This is a genomic window from Microbispora sp. CL1-1, assembly GCF_012034195.1.
In the GTDB taxonomy this organism is placed as follows: Bacteria; Actinomycetota; Actinomycetes; order Streptosporangiales; family Streptosporangiaceae; genus Microbispora.
In genome coordinates, this window is sequence record NZ_JAATEK010000003.1 from 332,802 (window position 1) to 356,921 (window position 24,120).

At 70.0% G+C, this 24,120-nt stretch carries 22 protein-coding genes and 1 tRNA gene; 1 reads left to right on the forward strand and 22 read right to left on the reverse strand.

Annotated elements, in window-relative coordinates; translation table 11 throughout:
* Positions 1–31: 31 nt before the first annotated feature.
* The 19 genes from araA to HCK04_RS05865 all read right to left on the reverse strand — a co-directional run bounded on the left by araA (position 32) and on the right by HCK04_RS05865 (position 21,500).
* Positions 32–1,525: an L-arabinose isomerase gene (gene araA / locus HCK04_RS05775; RefSeq protein ID WP_142645816.1), complete on the reverse strand. Its 1,494-nt coding sequence runs from the start codon at positions 1,523–1,525 to the stop codon at positions 32–34.
* Entirely contained in the window at positions 1,522–2,181 is a 660-nt protein-coding gene (locus HCK04_RS05780) for an L-ribulose-5-phosphate 4-epimerase (RefSeq protein WP_142645817.1), read from the reverse strand. Before HCK04_RS05780 ends, araA begins: the two co-directional genes overlap by 4 nt.
* Complete coding sequence (gene araB / locus HCK04_RS05785) at positions 2,178–3,827, reverse strand: ribulokinase (protein WP_142645818.1); 1,650 nt, start codon at positions 3,825–3,827, stop codon at positions 2,178–2,180. The genes HCK04_RS05780 and araB overlap by 4 nt, the downstream gene beginning before the upstream one ends.
* A 93-nt stretch (positions 3,828–3,920) precedes the next feature.
* Positions 3,921–5,180: a multiple monosaccharide ABC transporter permease gene (gene mmsB / locus HCK04_RS05790; RefSeq protein ID WP_185948924.1), complete on the reverse strand. Its 1,260-nt coding sequence runs from the start codon at positions 5,178–5,180 to the stop codon at positions 3,921–3,923.
* The gene (gene mmsA / locus HCK04_RS05795; protein ID WP_142645819.1) at positions 5,177–6,715 is read right to left on the reverse strand and encodes a multiple monosaccharide ABC transporter ATP-binding protein; all 1,539 of its coding nucleotides are present in this window, start codon (positions 6,713–6,715) and stop codon (positions 5,177–5,179) included. The genes mmsB and mmsA overlap by 4 nt, the downstream gene beginning before the upstream one ends.
* Before the next feature lie 50 nt (positions 6,716–6,765).
* Positions 6,766–7,884, reverse strand: a complete 1,119-nt coding sequence (chvE, locus tag HCK04_RS05800; protein ID WP_142645820.1) for a multiple monosaccharide ABC transporter substrate-binding protein — start codon at positions 7,882–7,884, stop codon at positions 6,766–6,768.
* 66 nt (positions 7,885–7,950) lie between these two features.
* A complete protein-coding gene (gene yjfF / locus HCK04_RS05805; RefSeq protein ID WP_142645878.1) occupies positions 7,951–8,940 on the reverse strand; it encodes a galactofuranose ABC transporter, permease protein YjfF in 990 nt (329 codons plus the stop codon).
* Between the two features lie 5 nt (positions 8,941–8,945).
* Positions 8,946–9,992: an ABC transporter permease gene (locus HCK04_RS05810; protein WP_142645821.1), complete on the reverse strand. Its 1,047-nt coding sequence runs from the start codon at positions 9,990–9,992 to the stop codon at positions 8,946–8,948.
* Positions 9,989–11,500 carry a sugar ABC transporter ATP-binding protein gene (locus HCK04_RS05815; protein WP_142645822.1) on the reverse strand — a complete coding sequence of 504 codons (1,512 nt, stop codon included), beginning with the start codon at positions 11,498–11,500 and terminating at the stop codon, positions 9,989–9,991. The genes HCK04_RS05810 and HCK04_RS05815 overlap by 4 nt, the downstream gene beginning before the upstream one ends.
* 81 nt (positions 11,501–11,581) lie before the next feature.
* Positions 11,582–12,571, reverse strand: a complete 990-nt coding sequence (locus HCK04_RS05820; protein WP_221889869.1) for an ABC transporter substrate-binding protein — start codon at positions 12,569–12,571, stop codon at positions 11,582–11,584.
* Between the two features lie 75 nt (positions 12,572–12,646).
* Positions 12,647–13,633 (reverse strand): LacI family DNA-binding transcriptional regulator, encoded by a 987-nt coding sequence (locus HCK04_RS05825; RefSeq protein WP_142645880.1) that lies wholly within the window; start codon positions 13,631–13,633, stop codon positions 12,647–12,649.
* A gap of 441 nt (positions 13,634–14,074) precedes the next feature.
* Positions 14,075–15,115, reverse strand: a complete 1,041-nt coding sequence (locus HCK04_RS05830; RefSeq protein ID WP_142645881.1) for a LacI family DNA-binding transcriptional regulator — start codon at positions 15,113–15,115, stop codon at positions 14,075–14,077.
* Between the two features lie 154 nt (positions 15,116–15,269).
* Positions 15,270–16,166: an EamA family transporter gene (locus tag HCK04_RS05835; protein WP_142645823.1), complete on the reverse strand. Its 897-nt coding sequence runs from the start codon at positions 16,164–16,166 to the stop codon at positions 15,270–15,272.
* A gap of 226 nt (positions 16,167–16,392) precedes the next feature.
* Complete coding sequence (locus HCK04_RS05840) at positions 16,393–17,178, reverse strand: dienelactone hydrolase family protein (RefSeq protein ID WP_142645824.1); 786 nt, start codon at positions 17,176–17,178, stop codon at positions 16,393–16,395.
* A gap of 146 nt (positions 17,179–17,324) precedes the next feature.
* The gene (locus HCK04_RS05845; RefSeq protein ID WP_142645825.1) at positions 17,325–17,993 is read right to left on the reverse strand and encodes an SRPBCC family protein; all 669 of its coding nucleotides are present in this window, start codon (positions 17,991–17,993) and stop codon (positions 17,325–17,327) included.
* 68 nt (positions 17,994–18,061) lie between these two features.
* Positions 18,062–19,465, reverse strand: a complete 1,404-nt coding sequence (locus HCK04_RS05850; protein ID WP_142645826.1) for an MFS transporter — start codon at positions 19,463–19,465, stop codon at positions 18,062–18,064.
* 91 nt (positions 19,466–19,556) lie between these two features.
* Complete coding sequence (locus tag HCK04_RS05855; protein ID WP_142645827.1) at positions 19,557–19,970, reverse strand: hypothetical protein; 414 nt, start codon at positions 19,968–19,970, stop codon at positions 19,557–19,559.
* Positions 19,967–20,320 (reverse strand): hypothetical protein, encoded by a 354-nt coding sequence (locus HCK04_RS05860; protein ID WP_142645828.1) that lies wholly within the window; start codon positions 20,318–20,320, stop codon positions 19,967–19,969. Before HCK04_RS05860 ends, HCK04_RS05855 begins: the two co-directional genes overlap by 4 nt.
* An 85-nt stretch (positions 20,321–20,405) precedes the next feature.
* Complete coding sequence (locus tag HCK04_RS05865) at positions 20,406–21,500, reverse strand: glutamate--cysteine ligase (RefSeq protein ID WP_142645829.1); 1,095 nt, start codon at positions 21,498–21,500, stop codon at positions 20,406–20,408.
* A gap of 179 nt (positions 21,501–21,679) precedes the next feature.
* Between HCK04_RS05865 and HCK04_RS05870 the strand changes: the two genes are divergently transcribed.
* Positions 21,680–23,065: a peroxidase gene (locus tag HCK04_RS05870; protein ID WP_142645830.1), complete on the forward strand. Its 1,386-nt coding sequence runs from the start codon at positions 21,680–21,682 to the stop codon at positions 23,063–23,065.
* A gap of 3 nt (positions 23,066–23,068) precedes the next feature.
* On the opposite strand, the gene HCK04_RS05875 is transcribed toward HCK04_RS05870, so the two are convergent.
* The 3 genes from HCK04_RS05875 to HCK04_RS05885 all read right to left on the reverse strand — a co-directional run bounded on the left by HCK04_RS05875 (position 23,069) and on the right by HCK04_RS05885 (position 24,102).
* Positions 23,069–23,251, reverse strand: coding sequence for a hypothetical protein (locus HCK04_RS05875; RefSeq protein ID WP_142645831.1), 183 nt, complete (start codon positions 23,249–23,251; stop codon positions 23,069–23,071).
* A 51-nt stretch (positions 23,252–23,302) separates the two neighbouring features.
* Positions 23,303–23,375, reverse strand: a tRNA-Ala gene (locus HCK04_RS05880).
* Positions 23,376–23,466: 91 nt separating this feature from the next.
* Positions 23,467–24,102 (reverse strand): histidine phosphatase family protein, encoded by a 636-nt coding sequence (locus tag HCK04_RS05885; RefSeq protein WP_142645832.1) that lies wholly within the window; start codon positions 24,100–24,102, stop codon positions 23,467–23,469.
* Between the last annotated feature and the right edge of the window lie 18 nt (positions 24,103–24,120).

The following is a 24,120-nucleotide window of genomic DNA, read 5'->3' on the forward strand; positions in this document are numbered from 1 at the left end:
AAGGGCCCGCGAGACATCATGACCTTGAGCTTCAGAACCCTTGCGCGAGCCGATAGTAGGCCTGGTTCCACCGCAGTTCCTTGGCGAACTGGCGCGGGGTGGTCGCCTCGTCGATGACGAGCAGCTCGACGCCGAGCATGTCGGCGAAGTCGGTCAGCTCCTCCGACCCGACGGCCGAGGAGAGCACCGTGTGGTGCGGGGCGCCCGCCGTGATCCACGACTCGGCGGAGGTGCGCAGGTCGGGCCGGGGCCGCCACACGGCGCGGGCGACCGGCAGGGCGGGCAGCGGCTCGGGCGGGGCGACCACGTCGATCTCGTTGGCCACCAGCCGGAACCGCTCGCCCATGTCGGACAGGCCGACCACCACGGCGGGGCCGGGGGCGGCGTCGAACACCAGCCGCACCGGGTCCTCCCGTCCGCCGATGCTCAGCGGGTGGATCTCGCACGACGGGGTGTCCGACGCGATCGTCGGGCAGACCTCCAGCATGTGCGCGCCGAGGATGAGCTCCTCGCCCGGGGTGAGGTGATAGGTGTAGTCCTCCATGAACGAGGTGCCGCCGGGCAGGCCCGCCGACATGACCTTGAGCGTGCGCAGCAGCACGGAGGTCTTCCAGTCGCCCTCGCCGCCGAAGCCGTAGCCCTCGGCCATGAGCCGCTGCACGGCCAGGCCGGGAAGCTGGCGCAGCCCGCCCAGGTCCTCGAAGTTCGTGGTGAACGCCTTGAAGCCCCCGCCCTCCAGGAAGTGCCGCAGGCCCAGCTCGATGCGGGCCGCGTAACGCAGCGACTCGTGCCGGTCCCCGCCCGCGCGCAGCTCGGGGGCCAGCCGGTAGAGGTCGTCGTACTCCTTGACCAGGGCCGACACGTCGGCGTCCGCGGCGGCGTCCACGGCCTCGACCAGCTCGTTGACGCCGTAGGTGTTCACCGACACGCCGAACCGGAGCTGCGCCTCGACCTTGTCGCCCTCGGTCACGGCGACGTCGCGCATGTTGTCGCCGAAGCGGGCCAGGCGCAGCGAGCCGATCTCGGCCCGGCCCGCCGCGGCGCGGGCCCAGGTGGCGATGCGCGCCGTCACCGCGGGGTCGCTCACGTGACCCGCGACGGTCTTGCGCGGCACGCCGAGGCGCGTCTGGATGTAGCCGAACTCGCGGTCGCCGTGGGCGGCCTGGTTGAGGTTCATGAAGTCCATGTCGATGGAGCTCCACGGCAGCTCCACGTTGGCCTGCGTGTGCAGGTGCAGCAGCGGCTTGCGCAACGCGTCCAGCCCGGCGATCCACATCTTGGCCGGGGAGAACGTGTGCATCCACGCGATCAGGCCGATGCAGTCGTCGTCACTGTTGGCCTCAAGGCAGACGCGGCGGATGGCCGCCGCGTCGGTGAGCACCGGCCGCCACTCGATCTCGAACGGCGCCGACTCCCCCAGGGCCTCGCCCAGCTGCTCGGCGATGCGCTGGGACTGCTCGGCCACCTGCCGAAGCGTGTCCTCGCCGTACAGGCCCTGGCTACCGGTCAGGAACCAAAGCTTCACAGGTGACTCCTCTGTCCATAGACGTTCTGATAGCGGTCGTACAAGCGGTCGATGTCACCCTGGGCGATCGGCAGGGGTTCGCCGAGCTGCCGGGAGATGTGCACGGTGCGGGCGACGTCCTCGCACATCACGGCGGCCTTGACGGCCGCCTTCGGCGAGCCGCCGATGGTGAACACGCCGTGGTTCTGCATCAGCACGGCGGGGGAACGGTGCCCGGTCAGGGTCGCGACGATCCCCTTGCCGATGTCGTCGTTGCCGATGAGCGCGAACGGCCCGACGGGGATCTCGCCGCCGAACTCGTCGGCCATCGCGGTGAGCACGCACGGGATCGCCTCACCACGGGCCGCCCATGCCGAGGCGTACGTGGAGTGGGTGTGCACGACCCCGTTGACCTCCGGCATGTGCCGGTAGACGTACGCGTGCGCGGCCGTGTCGCTGGACGGCGCCAGGTCGCCCTCGACGAGGTTGCCGTCGAGGTCGCAGACCACGATCGACTCGGGGGTCAGGTCGTCGTACGACACCCCGCTGGGCTTGATGACGAACAGGTCCTCGCCCGGCACCCGGCCCGACACGTTGCCGGCCGTCCAGGCGACGAGGTTGTATCGCACCAGTTCGGCGTGGAGCCGGCAGACTTCCCTGCGAAGTTCATCGATCATGCGCTGGCCTCGTTCCTGATCGCGCGGAGCCGGTGGAGCATCTCGCCGTCCGCGAAGTGGTCGTGCAACCTGCGATATTCGGCGTACAGCAGGTCGTAGGCGTCGGCCCGCCCGGCGTCGGGCACGTACGCCGCCGCCTCGCGCTTGCCCATCGCCGCCGCGGCGGCCGTGATGTCGGGGTAGGCGCCCGCCGCGACGGCGGCGTGGATGGCCGAGCCGAGGGCCGGCCCCTGGTCGGAGCCGATCACCGACAGCGGGCGGCGCAGCACGTCGGCGTACGTCTGCATGAGGAAGCGGTTCTTGAGCAGGCCGCCGGCGACCACGAACTCCTCGACCGGCACCCCGGCCGCCTCGAACGTCTCCACGATCGTGCGGGCGCCGAACGCGGTGGCCTCGATGAGCGCGCGGTAGACGTCCTCGGGCCGGGTGGCGAGCGTCTGCCCGACGATCACGCCGGACAGGGTGTGGTCGACCAGGACCGAGCGGTTGCCGCCGTGCCAGTCGAGCGCGACCAGCCCGTGCTGCCCCACGCGCTGCTCGGCGGCGAGCGAGGTCAGGTACTCGTGCAGGCCGACGCCCGCCTCCGCCGCGCGCTCGGCGTACGCGGCGGGCACGCAGTTGTCCACGAACCAGCCGAAGATGTCACCGACGGCGGACTGCCCGGCCTCGTAGCCCCACAGCCCGGGGACGATGCCGTCGCGCACCACGCCGCACATGCCGGGGACCTCGGCGAGCTGGTCGGAGCACATGACGTGGCAGGTGGAGGTGCCCATGATGGCCACCATCTGGCCCGGCCGCACGGCGTCGGCCGCGGCGGCGGTGACGTGGGCGTCGACGTTGCCGACCGCGACCGCGATGCCCTCGGGCAGTCCCGTCCACTCGGCGGCCCGCGCGGTCAGGCGACCGGCGAGCCCGCCGAGCGGCGCGAGCTCCTGGCCGAGCTTCCGGGTGAACCCGGAGAAGGCGGGGTTCAGCGCGGCCAGGAAGTCCTCGGACGGGTAGGCGCCGTCCTGGAAGACGGCCTTGTATCCGGCGGTGCAGACGTTGCGGGTCTCCACGCCGGTGAGCTGCCAGATGATCCAGTCGGCGGCCTCGATCCAGCGGTCGGCCCGGTCGTACATCTCCGGGTCCTCCTCCAGCAGCTGCAGGCCCTTGGCGAAGGCCCACTCGGAGGAGATCTTGCCGCCGTACCTCGGCAGCCACGCCTCGCCGCGCTCGGCGGCCAGCGCGTTGATGCGGTCGGCGTGCGGCTGGGCCGCGTGGTGCTTCCAGAGCTTCGGCCAGGCGTGCGGCCGCTCGGGGAACTCCTCGCACAGCGGACGGCCGTCGGCCGTGGCGGGCAGGATCGTGCAGGCCGTGAAGTCCGTGCCGATGCCGACGACCTGCTCGGCGGAGACCTGCGCGTCGGCCAGGGCCTTCGGCACGGCGTTGCGCAGCACGTCGATCCAGTCGGCCGGCGACTGCAGTGCCCAGTCGGGCGCGAGGCGGACCCCGGAGCCGGGCAGCGCGTCCTCGATCACGCGGTGGGCGTACTCGTGCACGGCGCTCCCGAGCTCCGCGCCGTCGCTCACCCGCACCACCACGGCGCGGCCGGACAACGTGCCGTAGTCCACACCGACCACATAGCGGTCATTGTTAACGCTCACACTCAACCTCCACAAGCTGTCGTGCCGACCGGGACGGGGCCGCCGACCGGCGGTGCGGCCGGCGGCCCGGGTTCCTGTCGATGTCTGAGGCCATCAGCGTGCGGTGCCTGCCCTGCGCTTGGTCCACACGTCGAACGCCACCGCGGCGAGCAGCACGGCACCCTTGACGAGCATCACCCGCTCACTGGGCGAGCCGATCAGCGACATGCCGTTGTTGATCACCGCCATGATCAGACCGCCGGTGATCGCGCCGACGACCTTGCCCACGCCGCCCTGGACGGCCGCGCCGCCGATGAAGGCCGCGGCGATCGCGTCCAGCTCGAAGCTGTTGCCCGCGGTGGGACCCGCCTGGTTGAGCCGCCCGGCGAAGATGACGCCGGCGATCGCGGACAGCACCCCCATGTTGACGAAGATCCAGAAGACGACCGACTTGACCTTGACGCCGGACATCACGGCCGCCTGGAGGTTGCCGCCGATCGCGTAGATCTGCCGGCCGAAGACGGTGCGGTTGGCCATCAGCGAGTACGCCAGCACGAGCACCGCCAGCAGCACGAGCACCCACGGCAGGTTCTTGAAGCGGGCGAGCTGCACGACGAGGAAGAGGATCAGCGCGGCTCCGGCCGCCATCTTCAGCACGAACAGCGCCAGGGAGTCGACCGTCTGGCCATACCCCTTGCGCGCGCTGCGGCTGCGCCACTGCGCGAGGACCATGCCGGCGATCGCGACGATGCCGATCAGCAGGCTGAACAGGTCGGCGCCCCCGAGCGGGCCGAGGCCGATGTTGCCCAGCCAGCCGTCGGTGAAGCCGTTGGCCAGTGTCCGGACCTGGTCGGGGAACGGGCCGATGCCCTGGTTGCCCAGCACGGTCAGGGTCAGCGCCCGGAAGAGCAGCATGCCGGCCAGCGTGACGATGAACGCGGGGATGCCGAAGTAGGCGATCCAATACCCCTGCCAGGCCCCGATCAGCGCACCGGCCACGAGCGTGATCAGCAGGGCCAGCGGCCAGGGCACGCCCATGTTCACCATGAGCACGGCGGCCAGCGCGCCGGTGACCGCGACCACCGAGCCGACCGACAGGTCGATGTGCCCCGCGATGATGATCAGGATCATCCCGATCGCGAGGATCAGGATGTAGGAGTTCTGGACGATGATGTTGGAGATGTTCTGCGGCTGGAGCAGCGCGCCGTCGGTCAGCACCGAGAACAACGCGATGATCAGCGCGAACGCGATGTAGATGCCGCTGGAGCGCAGGTTGAGCGACAGCCCGCCGAGCGACACCCGGCCCGGCCGCCCCGGCGCTCCCCCGCCGCCCTTGGCGCCGACCTCGATGTCGGCGGGCGTGATGCTGCTCATGCGAGCGACTCCTGTCCCTTGGTCATGAGATACATGAGGCGTTCCTGTGTGGCCTCCTCGCGCGGCACCTCGCCGGTGACGCGCCCCTCCGAGAGCGTGTAGATGCGGTCGCAGAGACCGAGCAACTCGGGCAGTTCAGACGAGATCACCAGCACGGCCTTGCCCTGCTCCGCCAGACGGTTGATGATCACGTATATCTCGTACTTGGCGCCGACGTCGATGCCCCGGGTCGGCTCGTCGAGGATCAGCACGTCAGGCTCGGTCAGGATCCACTTGGAGAGCACGACCTTCTGCTGGTTGCCGCCGCTCAGCTTGCCGACGACGCTGTCGACGTCCGGCGCCTTGATGTTCATGCTCGCGCGGAACTGCTGGGCGACGCGGTACTCCTCGTACTCGTTGACCCAGCCCCGCCTCGACAGGCCCTTCAGCCACGCCGCGCTGATGTTGCGCTTGATGTCCTCGATCAGGTTGAGGCCGTACCGCTTGCGGTCCTCGGTGGCGTAGGCGACGCCGTGCCTGATCGCGTCCTGCACGGTGCGGATCTCGATCGGCCTGCCGTCCTTGAAGATCCTGCCGGAGATGTGCACGCCGTACGTCCGGCCGAACACGCTCATCGCCAGCTCGGTGCGGCCGGCGCCCATCAGCCCGGCCAGGCCCACGATCTCACCCCGCCGCAGCGTGAGCGAGGCCCCGTCGACCACCTTCCTGCCGGGCTGGCTGGGGCTGTAGACCGTCCAGTCCTCGATCCGGAACGCCTCCTCGCCGATCGCCGGCGTACGCGGCGGGAAGCGGTTGTCGAGGGCGCGGCCGACCATCCCCGAGATGATGCGGTCTTCGGTCACGTCGCCCGAGGCCATGTCGAGCGTCTCGATCGTGCGCCCGTCCCGGAGGATCGTGACGGAGTCGGCGATCGCGATCACCTCGTTGAGCTTGTGCGAGATGATCACGCAGGTGATGCCCTCGTCCCTGAGCCCGCGCAGCAGGTCGAGCAGGTGGGCCGAGTCCTCGTCGTTGAGCGCCGCGGTCGGCTCGTCGAGGATGAGGAGCTTCACCTCCTTCGACAGCGCCTTGGCGATCTCCACGAGCTGCTGCTTGCCCACGCCGATGTCGGAGACGGTCGTGGTCGGGTTCTCCCGCAGGCCGACCCGTTTCAGCAGCTCGCCTGCTTCGTAGTTGGTGCGGTTCCAGTCGATGAAGCCGCGTGTGGCCCGCTCGTTGCCGAGGTAGATGTTCTCCGCGATCGACAACTGCGGGCACAGCGCCAGCTCCTGGTGGATGATGACGATTCCGGCGTGCTCGCTGTCGCGGATGCCGCCGAACTCGCAACGCTTGCCCTCGAAGGTGATCTCGCCGTCGTACTGGCCGTGGGGATAGACCCCGGACAGCACCTTCATCAGCGTCGACTTGCCGGCGCCGTTCTCGCCGCAGATCGCGTGGATCTCTCCCCGCCGCACCGCCAGATTGACGTCCTGCAGCGCCTTCACCCCGGGAAACGTCTTGGTGATCCCGCTCATCCGCAAGATGTGCTCGGTCATGTGCCCCCCGCTCAGGGAGGGCCCGGGGACTGCTCCCCGGGCCCCGATCCCTACTTGAGCTGGTCCTCTGTGTAGTAGCCGCTGCCGATGATGACGTCCTTGTAGTTGTCCTTGTCGACGACCACCGGGTCGAGCAGGTACGACGGAACGACCTTGTTGCCGTTGTTGTAGTCCGTGGTGTTGTTCACCTCGGGCTGCTGGCCCTTCAGCACCGCGTCGGCCATCTTCACGGTCTGCTCCGCGAGCTTGCGGGTGTCCTTGAAGATGGTGGAGTACTGCTCACCGGCGATGATCGACTTGACCGAGGCGAGTTCGGCGTCCTGGCCGGTCACGACCGGGTACGGCTGGCCGCTGGTGCCGTAGCCGGAGCTCTTGAGCGCCGACAGGATGCCGATCGAAAGACCGTCGTACGGCGACAGCACGCCGTCGACCTTGGTGCCGCCGGTGTAGGTCTTGGTGAGGATGTCCTCCATGCGCTTCTGCGCCGTGGCGGGGTCCCACCGCAGGATGGCGGCCTGCTTGAAGTCCGTCTGGCCGCTCTTGACCTTCAGCGTGCCGTCGTCGATCTTCGGCTGGAGCACCGACATCGCGCCGTTCCAGAAGAAGGTGGCGTTGTTGTCGTCGGGCGAGCCGCCGAACAGCTCGACGTTGAACGGGCCCTTCTTGCCGGCGTCGACGCCGAGGCCCTTGAGCAGCGAGTTCGCCTGCTGCACGCCGACCTTGAAGTTGTCGAAGGTGGCGTAGTAGTCGACGTTCGGGCTGTTGCGGATGAGCCGGTCGTAGGCGATGACCGGGATCTTGTTGTCCGCGGCCTCCTGCAGCTGCGAGGTGAGCGCGGTGCCGTCGATCGAGGCGATGATCAGGAGCTTGGCGCCCTTGGTGATCTGGTTCTCGATCTGGTTGACCTGGGTGGGGATGTCGTTCTCGGCGTACTGGAGGTCCACCTGGTAGCCCAGGGCCTCAAGCTGCTGCTTGACGTTGTCGCCGTCGTGGATCCAGCGCTCCGACGACTTCGTCGGCATGGTGACGCCGATCAGGGCCCCGGCGTTGCCGGCCCCGGAGGACGCGGACGCCTCCGTGTCCACCGTCTTCTGGCTGGAGCCGCAGGCGGTCATGGTCGCGGCGAGCGCGATGGCGGACACCACGCCCCCGATTCGTAGCAACCTCATGTAGATCTCCTTGGGGGTCGCCGCACACCGGTGTGCGGCCGATTGAAGGATAGGACTTTCCGCACATCAGGGAACTCTGCGGCGTGAGCCACCTGAAAATACGCGCTGCAGGAGGATAAAGACAAAGAGCAGCAAACCGATAAAAATCTTGGTCCACCAGGAGCTGAGCGTGCCCTCGAAGCTGATGATCGTCTGGATCAGTCCCAGCACGAGCACACCGAGCACGGTGCCGAAGAGGAAGCCGCTCCCGCCGGTCAGCAGCGTGCCGCCGATGACGACCGCCGCGATCGCGTCCAGCTCCATGCCCACGGCGCTCAGGCCGTAGCCCGACAACGAGTAGAAGGCGAACAGCAGGCCGCCGAGCGCCGAGCAGAACCCGCTGATCGTGTAGACCGCGATCTTCGTACGGGCCACGGGCAGACCCATGAGCAGGGCCGACTGCTCGCTGCCGCCGGTCGCGTAGACGTTGCGGCCGAGCCGCGTGTAGTGCAGCACGTACGCCCCGATCAGCACGACCACCACCGCGATCACCGCGCTCGGGGAGACCGACAGGTCGCCGCCGAGGTTGATCCGCGACTGGGCGATGTCGGTGAACGTCGGGTTGTCGATCGGGATCGACTCTGTGCTGATCGTGTAGCACAGGCCGCGGGCGAGGAACATCCCGGCCAGCGTGACGATGAACGGCTGGATCTCGAAATAGTGGATGATCGCGCCCATCGCCAGGCCCAGCACCGCGCCGATCACCAGCACCAGCACCATGACCGCGTACGCCGGCCAGCCGTCCTTGAGCAGGCTGGCGCTCAGCATCGTGGCCAGCGCGACCACCGAGCCGACCGACAGGTCGATGCCGCCGGTGAGGATCACGAACGTCATGCCGACCGCGACGACCAGCAGGAACGCGTTGTCGATGAAGACGTTGAGGATGATCTGCCCGGTGGCGAAGTTCTGGTAGCGGATGCCGCCCGCCACGAACATGGCCACGAACAGGCCCGCGGTCACCAGGACCGGGATGTACTTCTGCGGGATCGCACGGCGGCGGTCCAGCAGACCGGTGATGCCCGTCACGCCGTGACCCTCACCTTCTCTTCGGGCGCCGGGGACGCCGTGACCGGGCGTCTGCGGCGGTGGAACACCTTCGTGCGGAAGGCCGGGGACTGGATCAGGCAGACGATCGTCACCACGAGCGCCTTGAACAGCAGCGTCGTCTCCGGCGGAACGCCGATCGAGTAGATCGTGGTGGTCAGCGTCTGGATGATGAGGGCGCCCAGCACCGTGCCGCTGAGCGAGAACCGGCCGCCGGACAGCGGGGTGCCGCCGATGACGACGGCGAGGATCGCGTCCAGCTCGATCCACAGACCGGCGTTGTTGCCGTCGGCGCTGGAGACGTTCGAGCTGATCATCAGGCCTGCGATGCCGGCGCACAGCCCGCAGAACGCGTACACCGTCATGAGCACGCCGCGGGCGCTGATGCCGGCCAGGCGGCTCGCCTCGGCGTTGCCGCCGACCGACTCGATGAGCAGGCCGAGCGCCAGGCGCCGGGTGAGGAACGCGGTGAGGGCGAGCACGACCGCCACGACGATGATCCCGAACGGCAGCGTCAGCCAGTAGCCGCCACCGATCAGCTTGTACGGCGAGCTGTTGACGGTGGTGATCTGGCCGTCGGTGATGAGCTGGGCCAGGCCGCGCCCGGCGACCATCAGGATCAGCGTCGCGATGATCGGCTGGATGCCGATGCCGGCGACCAGGAAGCCGTTCCACGCGCCGAGGACCACCGACAGCACCAGCGCGAGGCCCACGGCCCCGAGCACACCGCTCACCGAGTTCTGGTCGGACAGGCCGCTGATGCGCAGGCAGGCCAGCGCGCCGGCGATCGCCACGACCGAGCCGACCGACAGGTCGATGCCGCTGGTGGCGATGACCAGCGTCATGCCGAGCGACACCAGAATCAAAGGCGCGCCGAACCGGAAGATGTCGATGAGGCTGCCGTAGAGGTGCCCCTCCTTCATCTCGATCTTGAAGAAGCCGTCGGTGAAGAAGAGGTTCAGCGCCAGCAGCGCGACCAGGACGACCACGGGCCAGAACAGGCGGTGCTTGAGGATCCGGCTCATGATCGGGCTCCGCTCGCGATCGTCTCCGTCAGAGTGTCGGTGGTCAGGCCCTCGTCGTTGTCCAGCTCGGCGACCAGCCGGCGGTCGCGCAGCACGCCGACCCTGTGGCTGAGCCGCAGCACCTCCTCCAGCTCGGCGGAGATGAACAGCACGGCCATCCCGCCGTCCGACAGCTCGGCGACCAGGCGCTGGATCTCGGCCTTGGCGCCGACGTCGATGCCGCGCGTGGGCTCGTCGAGGATGAGCAGGCGGGGCTCCAGGATGAGCCAGCGGGCCAGCAGCACCTTCTGCTGGTTGCCGCCGCTGAGGTTCTTGATGAGCTGGTCGGGGTTGGCCGGGCGGATGTTCAGCGCGGCGATGTACTTGTCGACCAGCTCGTCCTGCCTGCGCCGCGGGATCGGCCGGGTCCAGCCGCGGGAGGCCTGCAGGGCGAGGACGAGGTTCTCCCGCACCGTCAGGTCGGGGATCAGCCCCTCGGCCCGCCGGTTCTCCGAGCAGAAGGCCAGCTTCCGGGAGACCGCGGATCGCGGCGTACGCAGGTTGACCGGCTCACCGTCGATCTTCAAAGAGCCCGTGCCCGCGTGGTCGGCCCCGAACAGCAGCCGGGCGATCTCCGTACGGCCCGAGCCGAGCAGCCCGGCCAGGCCGACGACCTCGCCCTCGTGGATGGTCAGTGTGAACGGCTGGATGGCGCCGGTGCGGCCCAGCTTCTCGGCCTCGACCAGCGGGGCGCCCTCGCGGGCCGGCGGGCGCTCCTCCAGCTTCTCCAGGTCGGCCAGCTCCCGGCCGATCATCTTGCCGATCAGCTCGACCTGGCTCAGCTCGCTGGTGAGGTACTCCCCCACGAGCGTCCCGTTGCGCAGCACCGTCATCCGGTCGGAGATCTCGTAGATCTGGTCGAGGAAGTGCGAGACGAACAGGATCGCGATGCCCTGCTCCTTGAGCCTGCGCATCACCCGGAAGAGCTGGGCGACCTCGCCCGCGTCGAGGCTGGAGGTGGGCTCGTCGAGGATGAGCACCTTCGCGTCGATGTCGACGGCCCGCGCGATCGCGACCATCTGCTGGATCGCCAGCGAATACGACGACAGGGGCGCCGACACGTCGAGATCGAGCTCGAGCCGGGCGAGGATCTCCTCGGCCCGGCGGCGCATCGCCTTCCACTGGATGCGGCCGAAGCGGCGGGGCTCACGGCCGATGAAGATGTTCTCCGCCACCGACAGGTTCGCGCAGAGGTTGACCTCCTGATAGACGGTGCTGATGCCCGCCTGCTGCGCGGCGAGAGGGCTGGAGAAGGCGACCGGCCGGCCCTCCAGCTCGATCTCGCCCGCGTCGATGTCGTAGACGCCGGTAAGCACCTTGATCAAGGTGGACTTGCCGGCGCCGTTCTCTCCCATCAGCGCGTGGACTTCGCCCGGAAGCAGCCGGAAGTCGACGCCGTCCAGTGCCTTCACGCCGGGGAACTGCTTGCCGATCCCGCTCATCCGCAGGATCGGCGCGGGTGCGGCCATGCGGCGCCCCTTCCTCTGTCTCTCGATCCTCGCCTCGTCGTGGGGCGGGCCGCCCCGGTGGCGGGGCGGCCCGGAACCCGATCAGTACTTACGGTTGGGCAGAGCCTCCGCGGCCTGCTCCTGGGTGAAGGTGGTCTCCTCGGTGACCACCCGCTGGGGCACCTGCTCGCCGGCGACGACCTTCTTGGCGAGGTCCATCAGCTGGGTGCCGAGCAGCGGGGAGCACTCGACGATGAAGTTGATCTTGCCGTCGGCGAGGGCCTGCATGCCGTCGTGCACCGCGTCGACAGTGATGATCTTGATGTCCTTGCCCGGGACCTTGCCCGCGCCCTCGATCGCCTCGATGGCGCCGAGGCCCATGTCGTCGTTGTGCGCGTACAGCACGTCGATGTCGGGGTTGGACTTCAGGAAGGCCTCCATGACCTCCTTGCCCTTGGCGCGGGTGAAGTCGCCGCTCTGCGAAGCGATGATCTTGAACTTCGGATCGGCGGAGATGACCTCCTGGAACCCGGACTTGCGGTCGTTGGCGGGCGCGGAGCCGGTGGTGCCCTCAAGCTGGACGATGTTCACGTCGTCCTTGCTGTCCTTGTACTGGTCGACCAGCCACTGACCGGCCTTCTTGCCCTCCTCGACGAAGTCGGAGCCGAGGAAGGTCTTGTACAGGCTGGTGTCCTTGGAGTCCACGGCCCGGTCGGTGAGGATGACCGGGATCTTCGCGTTCTGGGCCTCCTTGAGCACGGTGTCCCAGCCCGACTCGACGACCGGCGAGAAGGCGATCACGTCGACCTTCTGCTGGATGTAGGACCGGATCGCCTTGATCTGGTTCTCCTGCTTCTGCTGCGCGTCGGAGAACTTCAGCTCGACTCCGGCGGCCTTCGCGGCCTCCTGGATGTCCTTGGTGTTGGCGGTGCGCCAACCGCTTTCCGCGCCGACCTGGGCGAAGCCCATCACGAGCTTGCCGTCGTCGGCGCCGCCGCCGACGGACGAGTCGCCGCCGTCGCTGCTGCTGCAACCGGCCATCGTCAGGGCCGTGGCACCGGCCAGGATCAGTGCCGAGAACCTCTTCAACACTTGGGGGGGATCCTTTCTAAAGTTAGCGCTAACACCTTGGGCGCAGCGCTGCTCATCCAATGTGTTTCCGTACGGCTAGCGCGCGGCCGTGCTTCCCCTGAGCACGAACTGGGGAGGCACGACGAGACGCTCGTGGGGCAGCGCCTCGCCCGACTCGATCTGCCGGAGCAGCACGTCGATGCTGCGCCTGCCTACGGCCCCGAAGTCCTGTCGGATGGTGGTGAGCGGCGGGGAGAAGAACTCCGACTCAGGGATGTCGTCGAAGCCCACGATGCTGATCTGCTCGGGTACCTTCACCCCCTCCTCCGTGAACGCGCGCAGAAGGCCGAGTGCCATCTGGTCATTGGCGACGAACACCGCGGTGACGTCGCCGGCCATCGCGGCGAGCTCCTTGCCGGCCCGGTAGCCCGAACGCGGGCTCCAGTCGCCGGTCAGCATGCCGGGAATGGGCCGCCCCGCGGCGGTCAGAACCGCGCGCCAGCCCTCGATGCGCCCCTCGGCCTCCAGCCAGTCCGCCGGGCCGCTGACATGCCAGACGGTCTCGTGCCCGAGGTCGAGCAGGTGCGAGGTCGCCAGCCTGGCGCCCTCCACCTGGTCGACGCTCACCACGGAGACCTCGCCCTGATGCCAGCCCTCGACGGCCACGGCGGGCATGCCCGCCGGCAGGTCGTCGAGCGCCCGCGCCGCCGACCGCTGCGGGGCGACGACGACGATGCCGTCCACACCTTGCTCGGCGAGGTAGCCGATCGCGTCGTTGACCCCGGCCCTGTCGATGGTCCGAAGGCTCACGATGCTGACGAAGTAACCGGCGTCCCGTGCCGCCTGCTCGATTCCGTATACCGTGCTCGCCGGGCCGTACAGCGTCGTGTCGAAGCTGACCACGCCCAGCGTGCGCGAGTGCTTGGTGACCAGGGCCCGGGCGACGAGGTTGCGACGATAACCGAGCTGGTCGATGGCCCGCATGACCCGGGTGCGGGTCTCGGCGCGGACGTTCGGATGGTCGTTGAGCACCCGCGAGACCGTCTGATGCGACACTCCGGCCAGCCTGGCCACGTCGGCCATGACGGGCGGGCGACGGTCGACGTTGGGTCCCACTGGTGCTCCTCTCAACTGCTTGGGAAGACTGTGAGCGTTAACACGACCCTCCGTCAAGGCGATGAGGGATTACGGTCCGGTCACACCGACACATCCTGGTAACACGCTATTGACGGACATGTCGCATAGCCCTTAACTGATGGCCGAATCCCCGTTGTTAGCGCTCACTTTGCAACCATCTCGTAATGAGAACGTTAACAGCACCCGGAGTGCCCCTCGAGTGAGCAGAAAGGCCTGGCCACCGGCCTTATCGGCGGCCATCGTGAGCGGCGTCGTCAGCGCCGTCGTCCTGGGTCCAGGCGTCCAGGGTCACCGCCGCGCCGGATGTCGAGCAGGTCGGCCTGTTCGCGCTGTCCGCACTGTCCGCGCGGAACGGCACGCCGATCGCGGCCGGCGCGGCGGCCTCCTTCAGGGCCTGACGCCGGTGCTCTCCCGCACCACGAGCTCGGGCTCCACCATGCGCCGCGCCTCGCCTTCCACCCCGGCGATGCGGTCCAGCAGGAGCTGGAACGCCTGCCGGCCGACCTCGCCGAAGTTCTGCCGCACGGTGGTCAGCGGCGGCCAGAAGTAGGCCGCCTCGGGGACGTCGTCGAACCCGACGACGCTCACGTCGTCGGGGACCCGCCTGCCCGCCTCCCGCAGGGCCCGCAGCACGCCCATCGCCATGTGGTCGTTGGCCACGAAGACCGCCGTCACCTCGGGCTCACGGGCGAGCCGCTTGCCGATCTCGTAGCCGGAGTGGGCGGTCCAGTCGCCGACCAGCGGCTCGGGCACCTCCCTGCCCTCCGCCTCCAGCGCCGACCGCCAGCCTGCCACCCGGCCGTTCGCGTCGATCCAGTTGGGCGGGCCCGACAGGTGCCAGACCGTGCGGTGACCCAGACTGAGCAGATGGCGGGTGGCGCGGGCGGCACCGGCGTACTGGTCCACCGCCGCGACCGGCACCGGCACCGGCAGGTCCGTTCCGCCGCCGACGTCGACCACCGGGAGCCCCTGGGGAAGGTGGCGCAGCCCCTCGGCGGCCGACTCGTGCGGCGCGACGACGATGACGCCGTCCACGGACTGGGACCGCAGGCGGTCGATGCCCCGGGTGATCCAGCTTCGGTTGAGCGCGGGCAGGCTGGCGATGCTGACCAGGTAGTCGCTGTCCCTTGCCGCCTGCTCGATGCCGAAGAGCGTGGAGGCCGGGCCGTACAGGGTGGTGTCGAAGCAGACGACCCCCAGCACACCCGAGCGGCCGGTCACGAGGACCCGCGCCGCCGAGTTGGGCCGGTAGTCGAGCTCGCGGACCGCCGCGAGGACGCGCGCCCGGGTCTCCGGGCGCACCTTCTCCGGAGCGTTCAGCACTCTCGACACCGTCATCGCCGACACTCCTGCCAGCTCCGCGACGTCCTCCATGACCGCCGCCTTCGGGCGTTCGGTCGGGCTCTCTCCAGGCCGGACCTTCGTCATCCGCCGCGCCCCGCTCATTCTGGTCAGGTTTCCTGAGTGATTGCGATAACAGCGGGCCGCGCCACCACAACGGTGATCACTGTGCGTCACGAGCCCGGTGAGGAACGTTCCGCCTGGCGACCACGTGTGCGCACGTGCCCAGCTCATGGTATCGCTAACAGCTCCCGCTCCCCTTGTGTTGGTGCGGAGCGTCACGAAGTTCCCCCCTGGCGAGCCAGGCGAGGGCGCACAGGAGCACCATCGCCCCGCCCACCTGTACGGCGGACATCCGCTCCCCCAGCAGCACGATGCCGATGACGGCGGCGACGAGTGGTTCGAGCAGGGAGAGGACCGCCGCCGTGGTGCCGCCGACGACGCGCAGCCCCGCGAAGAACAGCCCGTACGCGAGGGCCGTCGGCACGGCCGCCAGATAGCCGAGCAGCAGCACGCTGGTCACCATGCTGGTCACGGTGTGCCCGGCGGGCAGCAGCCCTCCGGACGCGGCGAGCGGCAGCAGGCAGGCCGCGCCCCCGGCGAACCCCCACACTGCCACGCCGTCGGCGGGCATCCGGCGGGTCGTGAGGGTGACGCAGCAGTAGGCCGCCGCAGACAGCAGCGAGTAGCCGGCTCCCGCCGGGGTGACGGTCTGCGCGCCGCCCGTGAGCATGGCGAGACCCGCGACGGCGAGCGCGGCGCACCCGAGGCCGGTGCGGCCCAGCCGTTCGCCCAGGAAGATCCGGCCGCCGGCCGCCACCAGGAGCGGAGCCGCGCCCATCGTGATCATGGTGGCGACCGCGACACCGGCCTCGGCGATGGCCGCGAAGTAGGCCGCCTGGCACACCGCCATCGCCGGGCCGACGAGCAGCACCACCCGCCAGGAGGGCCGGCTGCGGGCGACGGCGAGCAGGAGCACCGCGCCGCAGGCGAAGCGCCAGAACGACACGGCGACGGGACTCAGCTGTCCCGCACCGTGCAGCAGCGCCCCCGCCGCTCCCCCGGTTCCCCAAGCGACCGCGGCGGTGGACACGTAGACAAGGCCCTGCCGTACGGACAGGGCTGGAGCATGGTTCATCGACGTCTCTCCAGTGAGGTGGGCCCGATTCCCGCAGGCGGGCAGGGGCCACCGGCCGGGCCGCCCAGGCCCGGCTCACCGGATGGCGCCGCCCGCTAGCGGGCGGGAGGTGGAGAGACGATCAATGTCACGCGGGCACCGTAACGTGTCCGCACGGCCGTCCGCATCACCATTTGGGCACTTTCGGGGGTGCCGGTGCGCGTGACGGGACGCGGAAGGCTTAGTCTTACATCGTGGCAGCCCGAGGCGAGGTCAGGTCGCCTCGGGCTGTCCGCTTCACGAAGCCGAGGATGCGCGACCAGGCGTCGGCGCAGGCCTCCGCGAGCTCCGGGCGGCCCAGCTCGAAGAAGCTGTGCGGCGCTCCCGGATAGGTGACGAACTCGTGCGCCACCCCGGCGCCCTCCAGCGCCTCATCGAACGCGCTCACCACCTCGGCGGAGATGCCCTCGTCCGCGCCGCCGAACAGGCCCAGGATCGGCCCGCGCAGCTCGCCCGCCGTCTGGGTGGGGCCGGGGTTGCCGAAGAGCACGTCCGGATATCCGTAGAGACCGATCACCCCGGCGAATCCGAAGGCGGGCCTGGCCGTCATGAACGCGAGCCTCCCGCCGAAGCAGAAGCCGAGGGACACCACGTCCTCACCTCCTTCGGCCCGCAGGTGCGCGGCGCCGGCGGCGATGTCGGCGAACAGCCCGTCCCGGTGCGCCTTGCCCAGGTGCTCCATGAAGGGGAAGTCATCGGGCCTCGGATCGGTCCCGGCCGTACGCCCGAAATAGTCGATGGCGAGCGCGGTGTGGCCCTGCTCGGCGAGCCGTTCGGTGAGGCGCTCGTAGAACCCCGACAAACCGCGATTGTCCGGCAGGACGAGCACCGCGGAGCCGGATACCCGGCCGGGACGGGACAGGAAGGCCGCGAAGTTCGCGCCGTCGGCCGAGGTCAGCACGATGCGTTCGGACGTGACGGTCGTGATCGGAGAACCGCAGACGGGCGGCACGGCGTCGGGCTCGTAACACACGGGCGATATGCCTTTCGTTGAGATTGCCGGATACGCCCGTGAGGCTACAATACATCCCGTCCATCATATCAGGACAAAATAAATTTCCGATTTCTCGGAAATAACAGGCCCGTCTCCTTTCGGGAGACGGGCCTGACTGCATCGGATCAGATCACCGGACCGGGCGTGTCCCGCGGCGGCACCGGACCGGTGCCGGGAGCGGGGCCCGTGCCGGGAGCGGGCGGGACCGGGCCGGTGCCGGGCGGCGGCAGCGGCGTCTCGCGCGGATACTCGGGGTTCACGGTGCGGGGCGGCATCGGCTCGCCGATGTCATAACCCGTGCCGCCGGCGCCGGGAGCGCGGCCCGTGTCGTCCTGCTGGTGCGGGCCGGGGACCTCGCCGCGCCAGCCGCCGGTCTCGCCGCCGCGCGTCTCGATGAACGTCTTGAAACGCTCCAGGTCGCCCTTGACCCGCATGCGGACGATCTGCAGGGCGTCGGCCGCCTTCTCCAGGAAGCCCTCGGGGTCGTACTCCATCTGCAGCGTGACGCGCGTCGTGTCGCCGCCGATCCGGTGGAAGGTCACGACGCCGGCCTGCCGCGGCGTGTCCACCGAGCGCCAGGCCACCCTCTCGTCGGGGTGCTGCTCGGTGATCTCCGCCTCGAACTCGCGGCGGACGCCCGCGATCTCGACGACCCAGTCGGTGCGCGTGTCGCCGATCTGCTTGACCGACTCCACGCCCTCCATGAACTCCGGGAAGCTCTCGAACTGCGTCCACTGGTTGTACGCCGTGTGGATCGGGACATTCACGTCGACTGACTGCTCGATCGAGCTCATGCCTTCTCCTTCTCTCGTGGGTTGCCGCACTACGCCTGCCCTGAGAGATGGAGGTAAACCCGGCGGCCTCAGGGGCAGGGCGACCTGCGGCGCCCCTCGTGCCGCCCGGCCGGGCGGGCCAGCCGTGGCCGGGCCGCCTTGCCCCCGTCGCCCGTCCGCGCGTGCCGCGCCTTGCCGGCCGGCCGGCGCGCCTGTCCCGTGACCAGGTCGCGCACGCCCCGCGAGACGTGGTCGTCCCGGCCCCCGGCGGGCACGGGCGGGGTCTCGTCTTCGAGGGTGCGGTCGGCCGCCGCGTACCAGCCGGTCACCACCTGTACGGCGAGCGCCGCGAACAGCAGCACGAACGGCAGCGCCCACCCGCCGCTCACCTGGTGGAGCAGGCCGAACGTGATCGGTCCCGCGCCGGCGATGAGATATCCGGCGCTCTGCCCGAAGGCCGACAGCGCGGCGGTGCCCGCCGGCGTGCGGGTCCGCATGGCCAGCATCGCCAGCGCGAGCGGGAAGGTGCCCCCGCCGACGGCCACGAGGATCGACCACGCCCACAGCGCGTGCCCGGTGAGCAGGCCCGCGAAGCCGGCCGCGTACAGGACCGAGAAGGCGATCACCAGCGGGCGCTGGCCGGACAACCGGGTCGCCAGGGCGGGCACCGCCATGGAGACGGGGATCCCGAGCCCGGTGAACACGGCGAGGACCAGGCCGGCCTCCCCGGCGGTGTAGCCGTTGTCCCGCAGCAGCAGGGGCAGCCAGCCGAACATCACGTACGCGATGAGCGACTGCGAGCCGAAATATCCGGCCACGGCCCAGGCGAGCCTGCTGCGCAGGAGGCCGTCGGCTCCGGCCCTCACGGATGTGTCGCGCCGCTCCGGCTCACCGCGCCTGAGCGCGAGCCACGGAATCGCGGCCACGGCGGCCAGAGCCGCCCACACCCCGAGTGCCACGTGCCAGTTGCCTCCCGCGGCCTGCTGCACGGGAACGGTCGCGGCGGCGGCGACCATCGTCCCGGCCGCGAGGGCCGTCGAGTAGACGGTGGTCATCGCCCCCGCCCGCCGGGGGAAGTGCCTCTTGATCAGCGCGGGGATGACGACGTTGCCGACCGCGCCGCCCGCCAGCGCGACGGCGCTGGCCGCCATGAACGGCACGGCGGAGTCGGCGAGGGCGCGCGCGGCCTGGCCCGCCGCGAGCAGGACGATCGCCCCGAGCAGCAGCCGCTGCTCCCCCATCCTGCGCGACATGGCCGGCGTCAGCGCGCCGAACAGGGCGAAGCTCATCACCGGCAGGGTGGTGAGCAGCCCGGTCATCGCCGCCGACAGGCCCAGCCCCGCGCTCACCTGGTCGAGCACGGTCCCCACGCTGGTCACCGCGGTACGCAGGTTCAACGCGGCGAGGGCGATGCCCCCGGCGATCAGCCACGCCATCGATCCGCCGTGTGCTCGCAACGCGAGCACGCCCCTCCGCGTCACGACGGCACTCATCGCCGCAACATCTCCCCTCATCCGGTCATCCTACGATTGACACCATACCAAAGCCCTCATCGCTCTCATTTGTTCCAGCCTGGGAGAAGTTCTACGAACGCCGCACGCCGCGCAGCAGCCACAGCAGGCCGATCACGGGCAGCGCGAGCGGCACGAAGCCGTAGCCACTGCCGTACCCGGACCACACGGTGGCCTGCGGAAACGCGGCGGAGTCGGCCAGGCTCAGCGTGCCGACGACCAGCACCCCGGCCAGCTCGACCACGCAGGCGGCGACCGCGACGCGCCGTGCGCCGCGGGCCAGCGCCACCGTGAGCACGATGTAGACCACCCCGGCGAACGCCGACAGCACGTACGCCAGCGGCGCCTCGGCGAATCTCGTGGCGATCTGCACGGCGGCGCGTGAGGTCGCGGCCAGCGCGAAGATGCCGTAAACGGCGACGAGCACGCGTCCCGGCCCGGAGCGTACGGCCTCGCCGCCCCGGTCCTGCCCGGAATGAGCACTCATGCGCCCGCGTTCCAGATCTGCAGCAGCCGCCCGGTCATGACGGCGACGGTGAAGGCGGCCACGGTGATGACCCCGGGGCCCCAGCGGGTGCGCTCCGCCCGGCCCCACCACATGGCGGCGGGCGGGATCACCACGGTGCCCAGCAGGTAGCCGATGAAGGTCGCCTTCTCCGTCACGTGGCCGAGATCGGCGAGCGCGAAGGCCGCCTGCGCGAGCACGGCGAGTTCGAGCAGCCCGAGCCCGGCCAGCAGCACCGGCCCCATCGGCCGGTTCCGTACGGCGGTGATCACGCTGACCAGTGCGAGCACCAGGGCGGCGCCGATCAGCCAGCCCGAGTAGGCGCCGTTCATGCCGCGCTCGGGGCGGGGATCACAGACATGGCCAGTAGGGTATCGGCCCCCGCGCCCGCCCCGCCGCACGGCCTCCCGGCGCCGCCTAGCGCCGTCGGGTCTCGGCGAGGAGCAGGTCGACCGCGTCCTCGGGCTTCCCCTTGACCGCGTACGCCCCCCGCTGGCGCGAGGCGGAGCTGCCCCGGCGCAGCGCCGCGTCGGCGAGCTCCGAGACGATCTCCCAGTCGCCCAGCTCCTCCAGGGTCGGCCGCAGCTCCTCCAGCATCCACGTGATGAGCCGCGGGGCCGGTTCGGGCCTGCTCGTCACCGGCGACAGCAGGTCGCCCTCCAGCCCGTCGCGGGCCGCCCGCCAGTTGGCCGCCCGCAGCAGCGCAAGGCGCTGCTCGCCGGCCGGCGGCTCACCCCGCTCCACGGCCTCGGTCTCCCTCGTCATGAGGGCGCGGAAGAGACCCGCGAGCAGCACCACGTCGTCCGCGAGCGGGCAGGAGTCGCAGATGCGCATCTCCACCGTCGGCACGTGGGCGCTGAGCCGCAGGTCGAAATAGACCATGCCGCGGTCCTCGATGACGCCGGAGGCCACCAGGTCATCGGCCGTCCTGTCATAGTCGGCGGCGTCGGCGAACGGCCCGAGCGGGCCCGCGGTCGGCCAGCGCTGCCAGGTCAGCGCGCGGCTGCTGGCATATCCGCTGTCCTCGTCCATCCAGTAGGGCGAGCTGGCGCTGAGCGCGAGCAGCGGAGGGAGCCACGCCTCCACGCGCTGGGCGGCGAGCACCGCCACGTCCCTGTCGTCGATCTCCACGTGCACCTGCGCCCCGCAGATGAGCTGCTCCTGGGCGAGGAACCGGTAGGACTCCTGCAGGTACTCGTAGCGCTCCCCGGGCGTGAACGTGTAGCCCTCGATGCCGGTGATCGGAGTGCTGCCGGAGGCGATCACGCCCACCCCCAGCGGCTCACCGGCGGACACGAGCCCCTGGCGCAGCCGCACGATCTCGGCCCGCACGTCGCTCAGGTCCTCCATCGGGGTGCTGTTGGTCTCCACCACCGAGCGCTGCAGCTCGGCCGCGAACCCCGCGTCCGGCAGCCGCTCCAGCATCGACTCCGCCACCGGCGTCAGCCGCCGGGTCTCGAGATCGACGACAAGGAACTCTTCTTCAACGCCGACAGGCCGTCTCTTCGTCATGACCGCTCGACTACCCCGATGGTGCGAAATAGGCCTGCCCGGCCGAGCACGCGCGAGACAGGAGCCGTGTACGTATCCGGCGTCGCCTGGCGAATTTCCCTTTACGTAGAACATTTTCCGTGAATGATGGCTCTTATCGGGTGGGGGCCCGACATTTCCACTACGGGGAAGGATTCGACATGCCTGTCGACCTGTCCAACGCCAAACCGCTCGCCTGGGATTCGGCGAAACTCGACGCCGACACCAAGGTCATGCTCGACAACCTGCAGCCGAACATCCTCCAGGCGCACGTGCGGGAGAGCATGTCCCTGCTCCTCGTGCACTTCGGCGACGGCCCGGACGGCAGGCGCTTCCTGCGCTCCCTGGCGCCGCTCATGAAATCGGCCAGGAAGCACCTGGAGGAGGTCCGCGCGTTCAACCGCACGAAGAAACCCGGCACGCCGTACGTGGGCGTCGGCATCAGCAAAATCGGCTATCTGAAACTGGGCCACTCGACCACCCGATTCACCGACAACGCGTTCAAATCGGGGATGAAGCGGCGCAAGGACACGTTGAACGACCCGGCGGTGAGCGCCTGGGAGCAGCACTACCAGGAGGAGATCCACGCGATCGTGCTGATCGGCGACGCCGCGCCCGAGCCGGTCGCCGCCACCCGCAAGCGTGTCCTCGCGCTGCTGCCGAAGACCGCGAAGATCGTCGGCGAGGAGAAGGGCGAGGGCCTGCGCGACGCGCAGGGGCGGGGCATCGAGCACTTCGGCTACGTGGACGGCCGCAGCCAGCCGCTGTTCCTCGCCGACCAGGTGGCCGCCGAGTCCGGCGCCAACTGGAATCCCTTCTTCCCGCTGAGCCACGTGCTCGTCCCCGATCCCCTCGCTCCCCGCCCGGCCCGCCACTTCGGCAGCTACCTCGTGCTGCGCAAGCTGGAGCAGAACGTCCGCGCGTTCCGCGAGGCCGAGGAGGCCCTCGCCGACGCGCTCGGCCTGAAGGGAGACGACCGGCCGCTCGCGGGCGCGATGCTGGTCGGCCGGTTCCGCAACGGCACGCCGCTGCGGCTGCACGGCAGGCCCAGCTCCGAGGGCCACCCTGTGCAGAACGACTTCAGCTACCGCGACGACCCCGGCGCCAAGTGCCCGGTCGGCGCGCACATCCGCAAGGCAAACCCCCGTGACTCCCGGGACGGCGGCCTGGAGCGCACGCTCGGCGTGATGATGGCCCGGCGCGGCCAGACGTACGGCAGGCGCACCGACACGCCGTGGGACGACGCGCCCCCGGCGGCCCGGCCGACCGGCGGGGTGGGCCTGCTGTTCATGGCGTTCAACGCCAGCCTGCAGGGCCAGTTCGAGTTCACCCAGCAGACCTGGGCCGACAACCCCGGCTTCCCTGACGAGGGCACCGGCCACGATCCCGTGATCGGCCAGGGCAAGCGGGACGTCAAGGTGCGCTACCCGAAGGCGTGGAACAGCACCAAGCTCAGCGCCCCGCAGCGCCAGGTCCCCCAGACCGTGACCATGAAGGGCGGCGAATACTTCTTCATGCCGTCGCTCGCCTATCTCAAGAGCCTCTGATCCTCAGACGCTGCAGGCGACGCCGACGGTGACGGGTGCGGGCGCGCCGCTCGGCACGTCGATCGCCGCCGCCTCGCCGGCGGCGCTGGGCGAGGCACTCGTGGGCGAGCTGTGGTTCGCGTTCTCCGTGCCGCGGTATCCGGCGCTGGTCCCGGTCTGCGCCGTAAGCGGCCTGGTCCACGCCACGCGGCGCTCGCCGCAGCCCGCTGCCCGCCGGATAACTCACCGGATGAAGGGTGGAGCTATGGGGATTCGAACCCCAGACCCCTTCCATGCCATGGAAGTGCGCTACCAGCTGCGCTATAGCCCCTTGCCACCGCTCCGGGTGTTCCCGGCGCGGCGCTCGGAGAGCATATAGGTATGCCCATCCGTTTACCTAATCGTCACCGGTCACACGCGTCTCAGCCGTCCGCGGTGGCGGCCGGGCTGTCGTCGCTGCTGACCGGCTCGGGCAGCGTGCCCGCGTTGTGCTCCAGCAGCCGCCAGCCCCGGCGGCCCTCTTCAAGCACCGACCACGAGCAGTTGCCGAGGCCGCCCAGCGCCGACCACAGTTCCTGCGGCAGCCCGAGCAGCCGGCAGATGCCGAGCCGCAGCGCGGCGCCGTGCGAGGCGACGACCAGCAGGCCGTCGTCGTCGAGGCGGGCCGCCCAGCGCCCGATCGCGTCGGCGACCCGGTCGGCGACGTGCCCCACGTCCTCGCCGCCCGGGGCCTCCCACGCCTCGTATTCGACCGGCCAGCCCGCCCTGATCTCGTCGCGGGTCAGGCCCTCCCACTCGCCGCCGCCGCGCTCGCGCAGGTCCTTGTCGACCGACACGTCGAGGCCGGTGAGCCGGCCGAGGGCCGAGGCGGTGTCGTACGCGCGCCGCAGGTCCGAGGAGACGAGCATGGTCGGCCGCAGGGCCGCGAGCAGGGAGGCCGCCCGGGCCGCCTGCGCGATGCCGGTCTCGTCCAGTGCGATGTCGGTGTGCCCCTGGAAGCGCTTCTCGACGTTCCACAGCGTCTGCCCGTGCCGCAGGCAGACGACGCGGCGGCTCATCGCGCCGCTCCGATGATC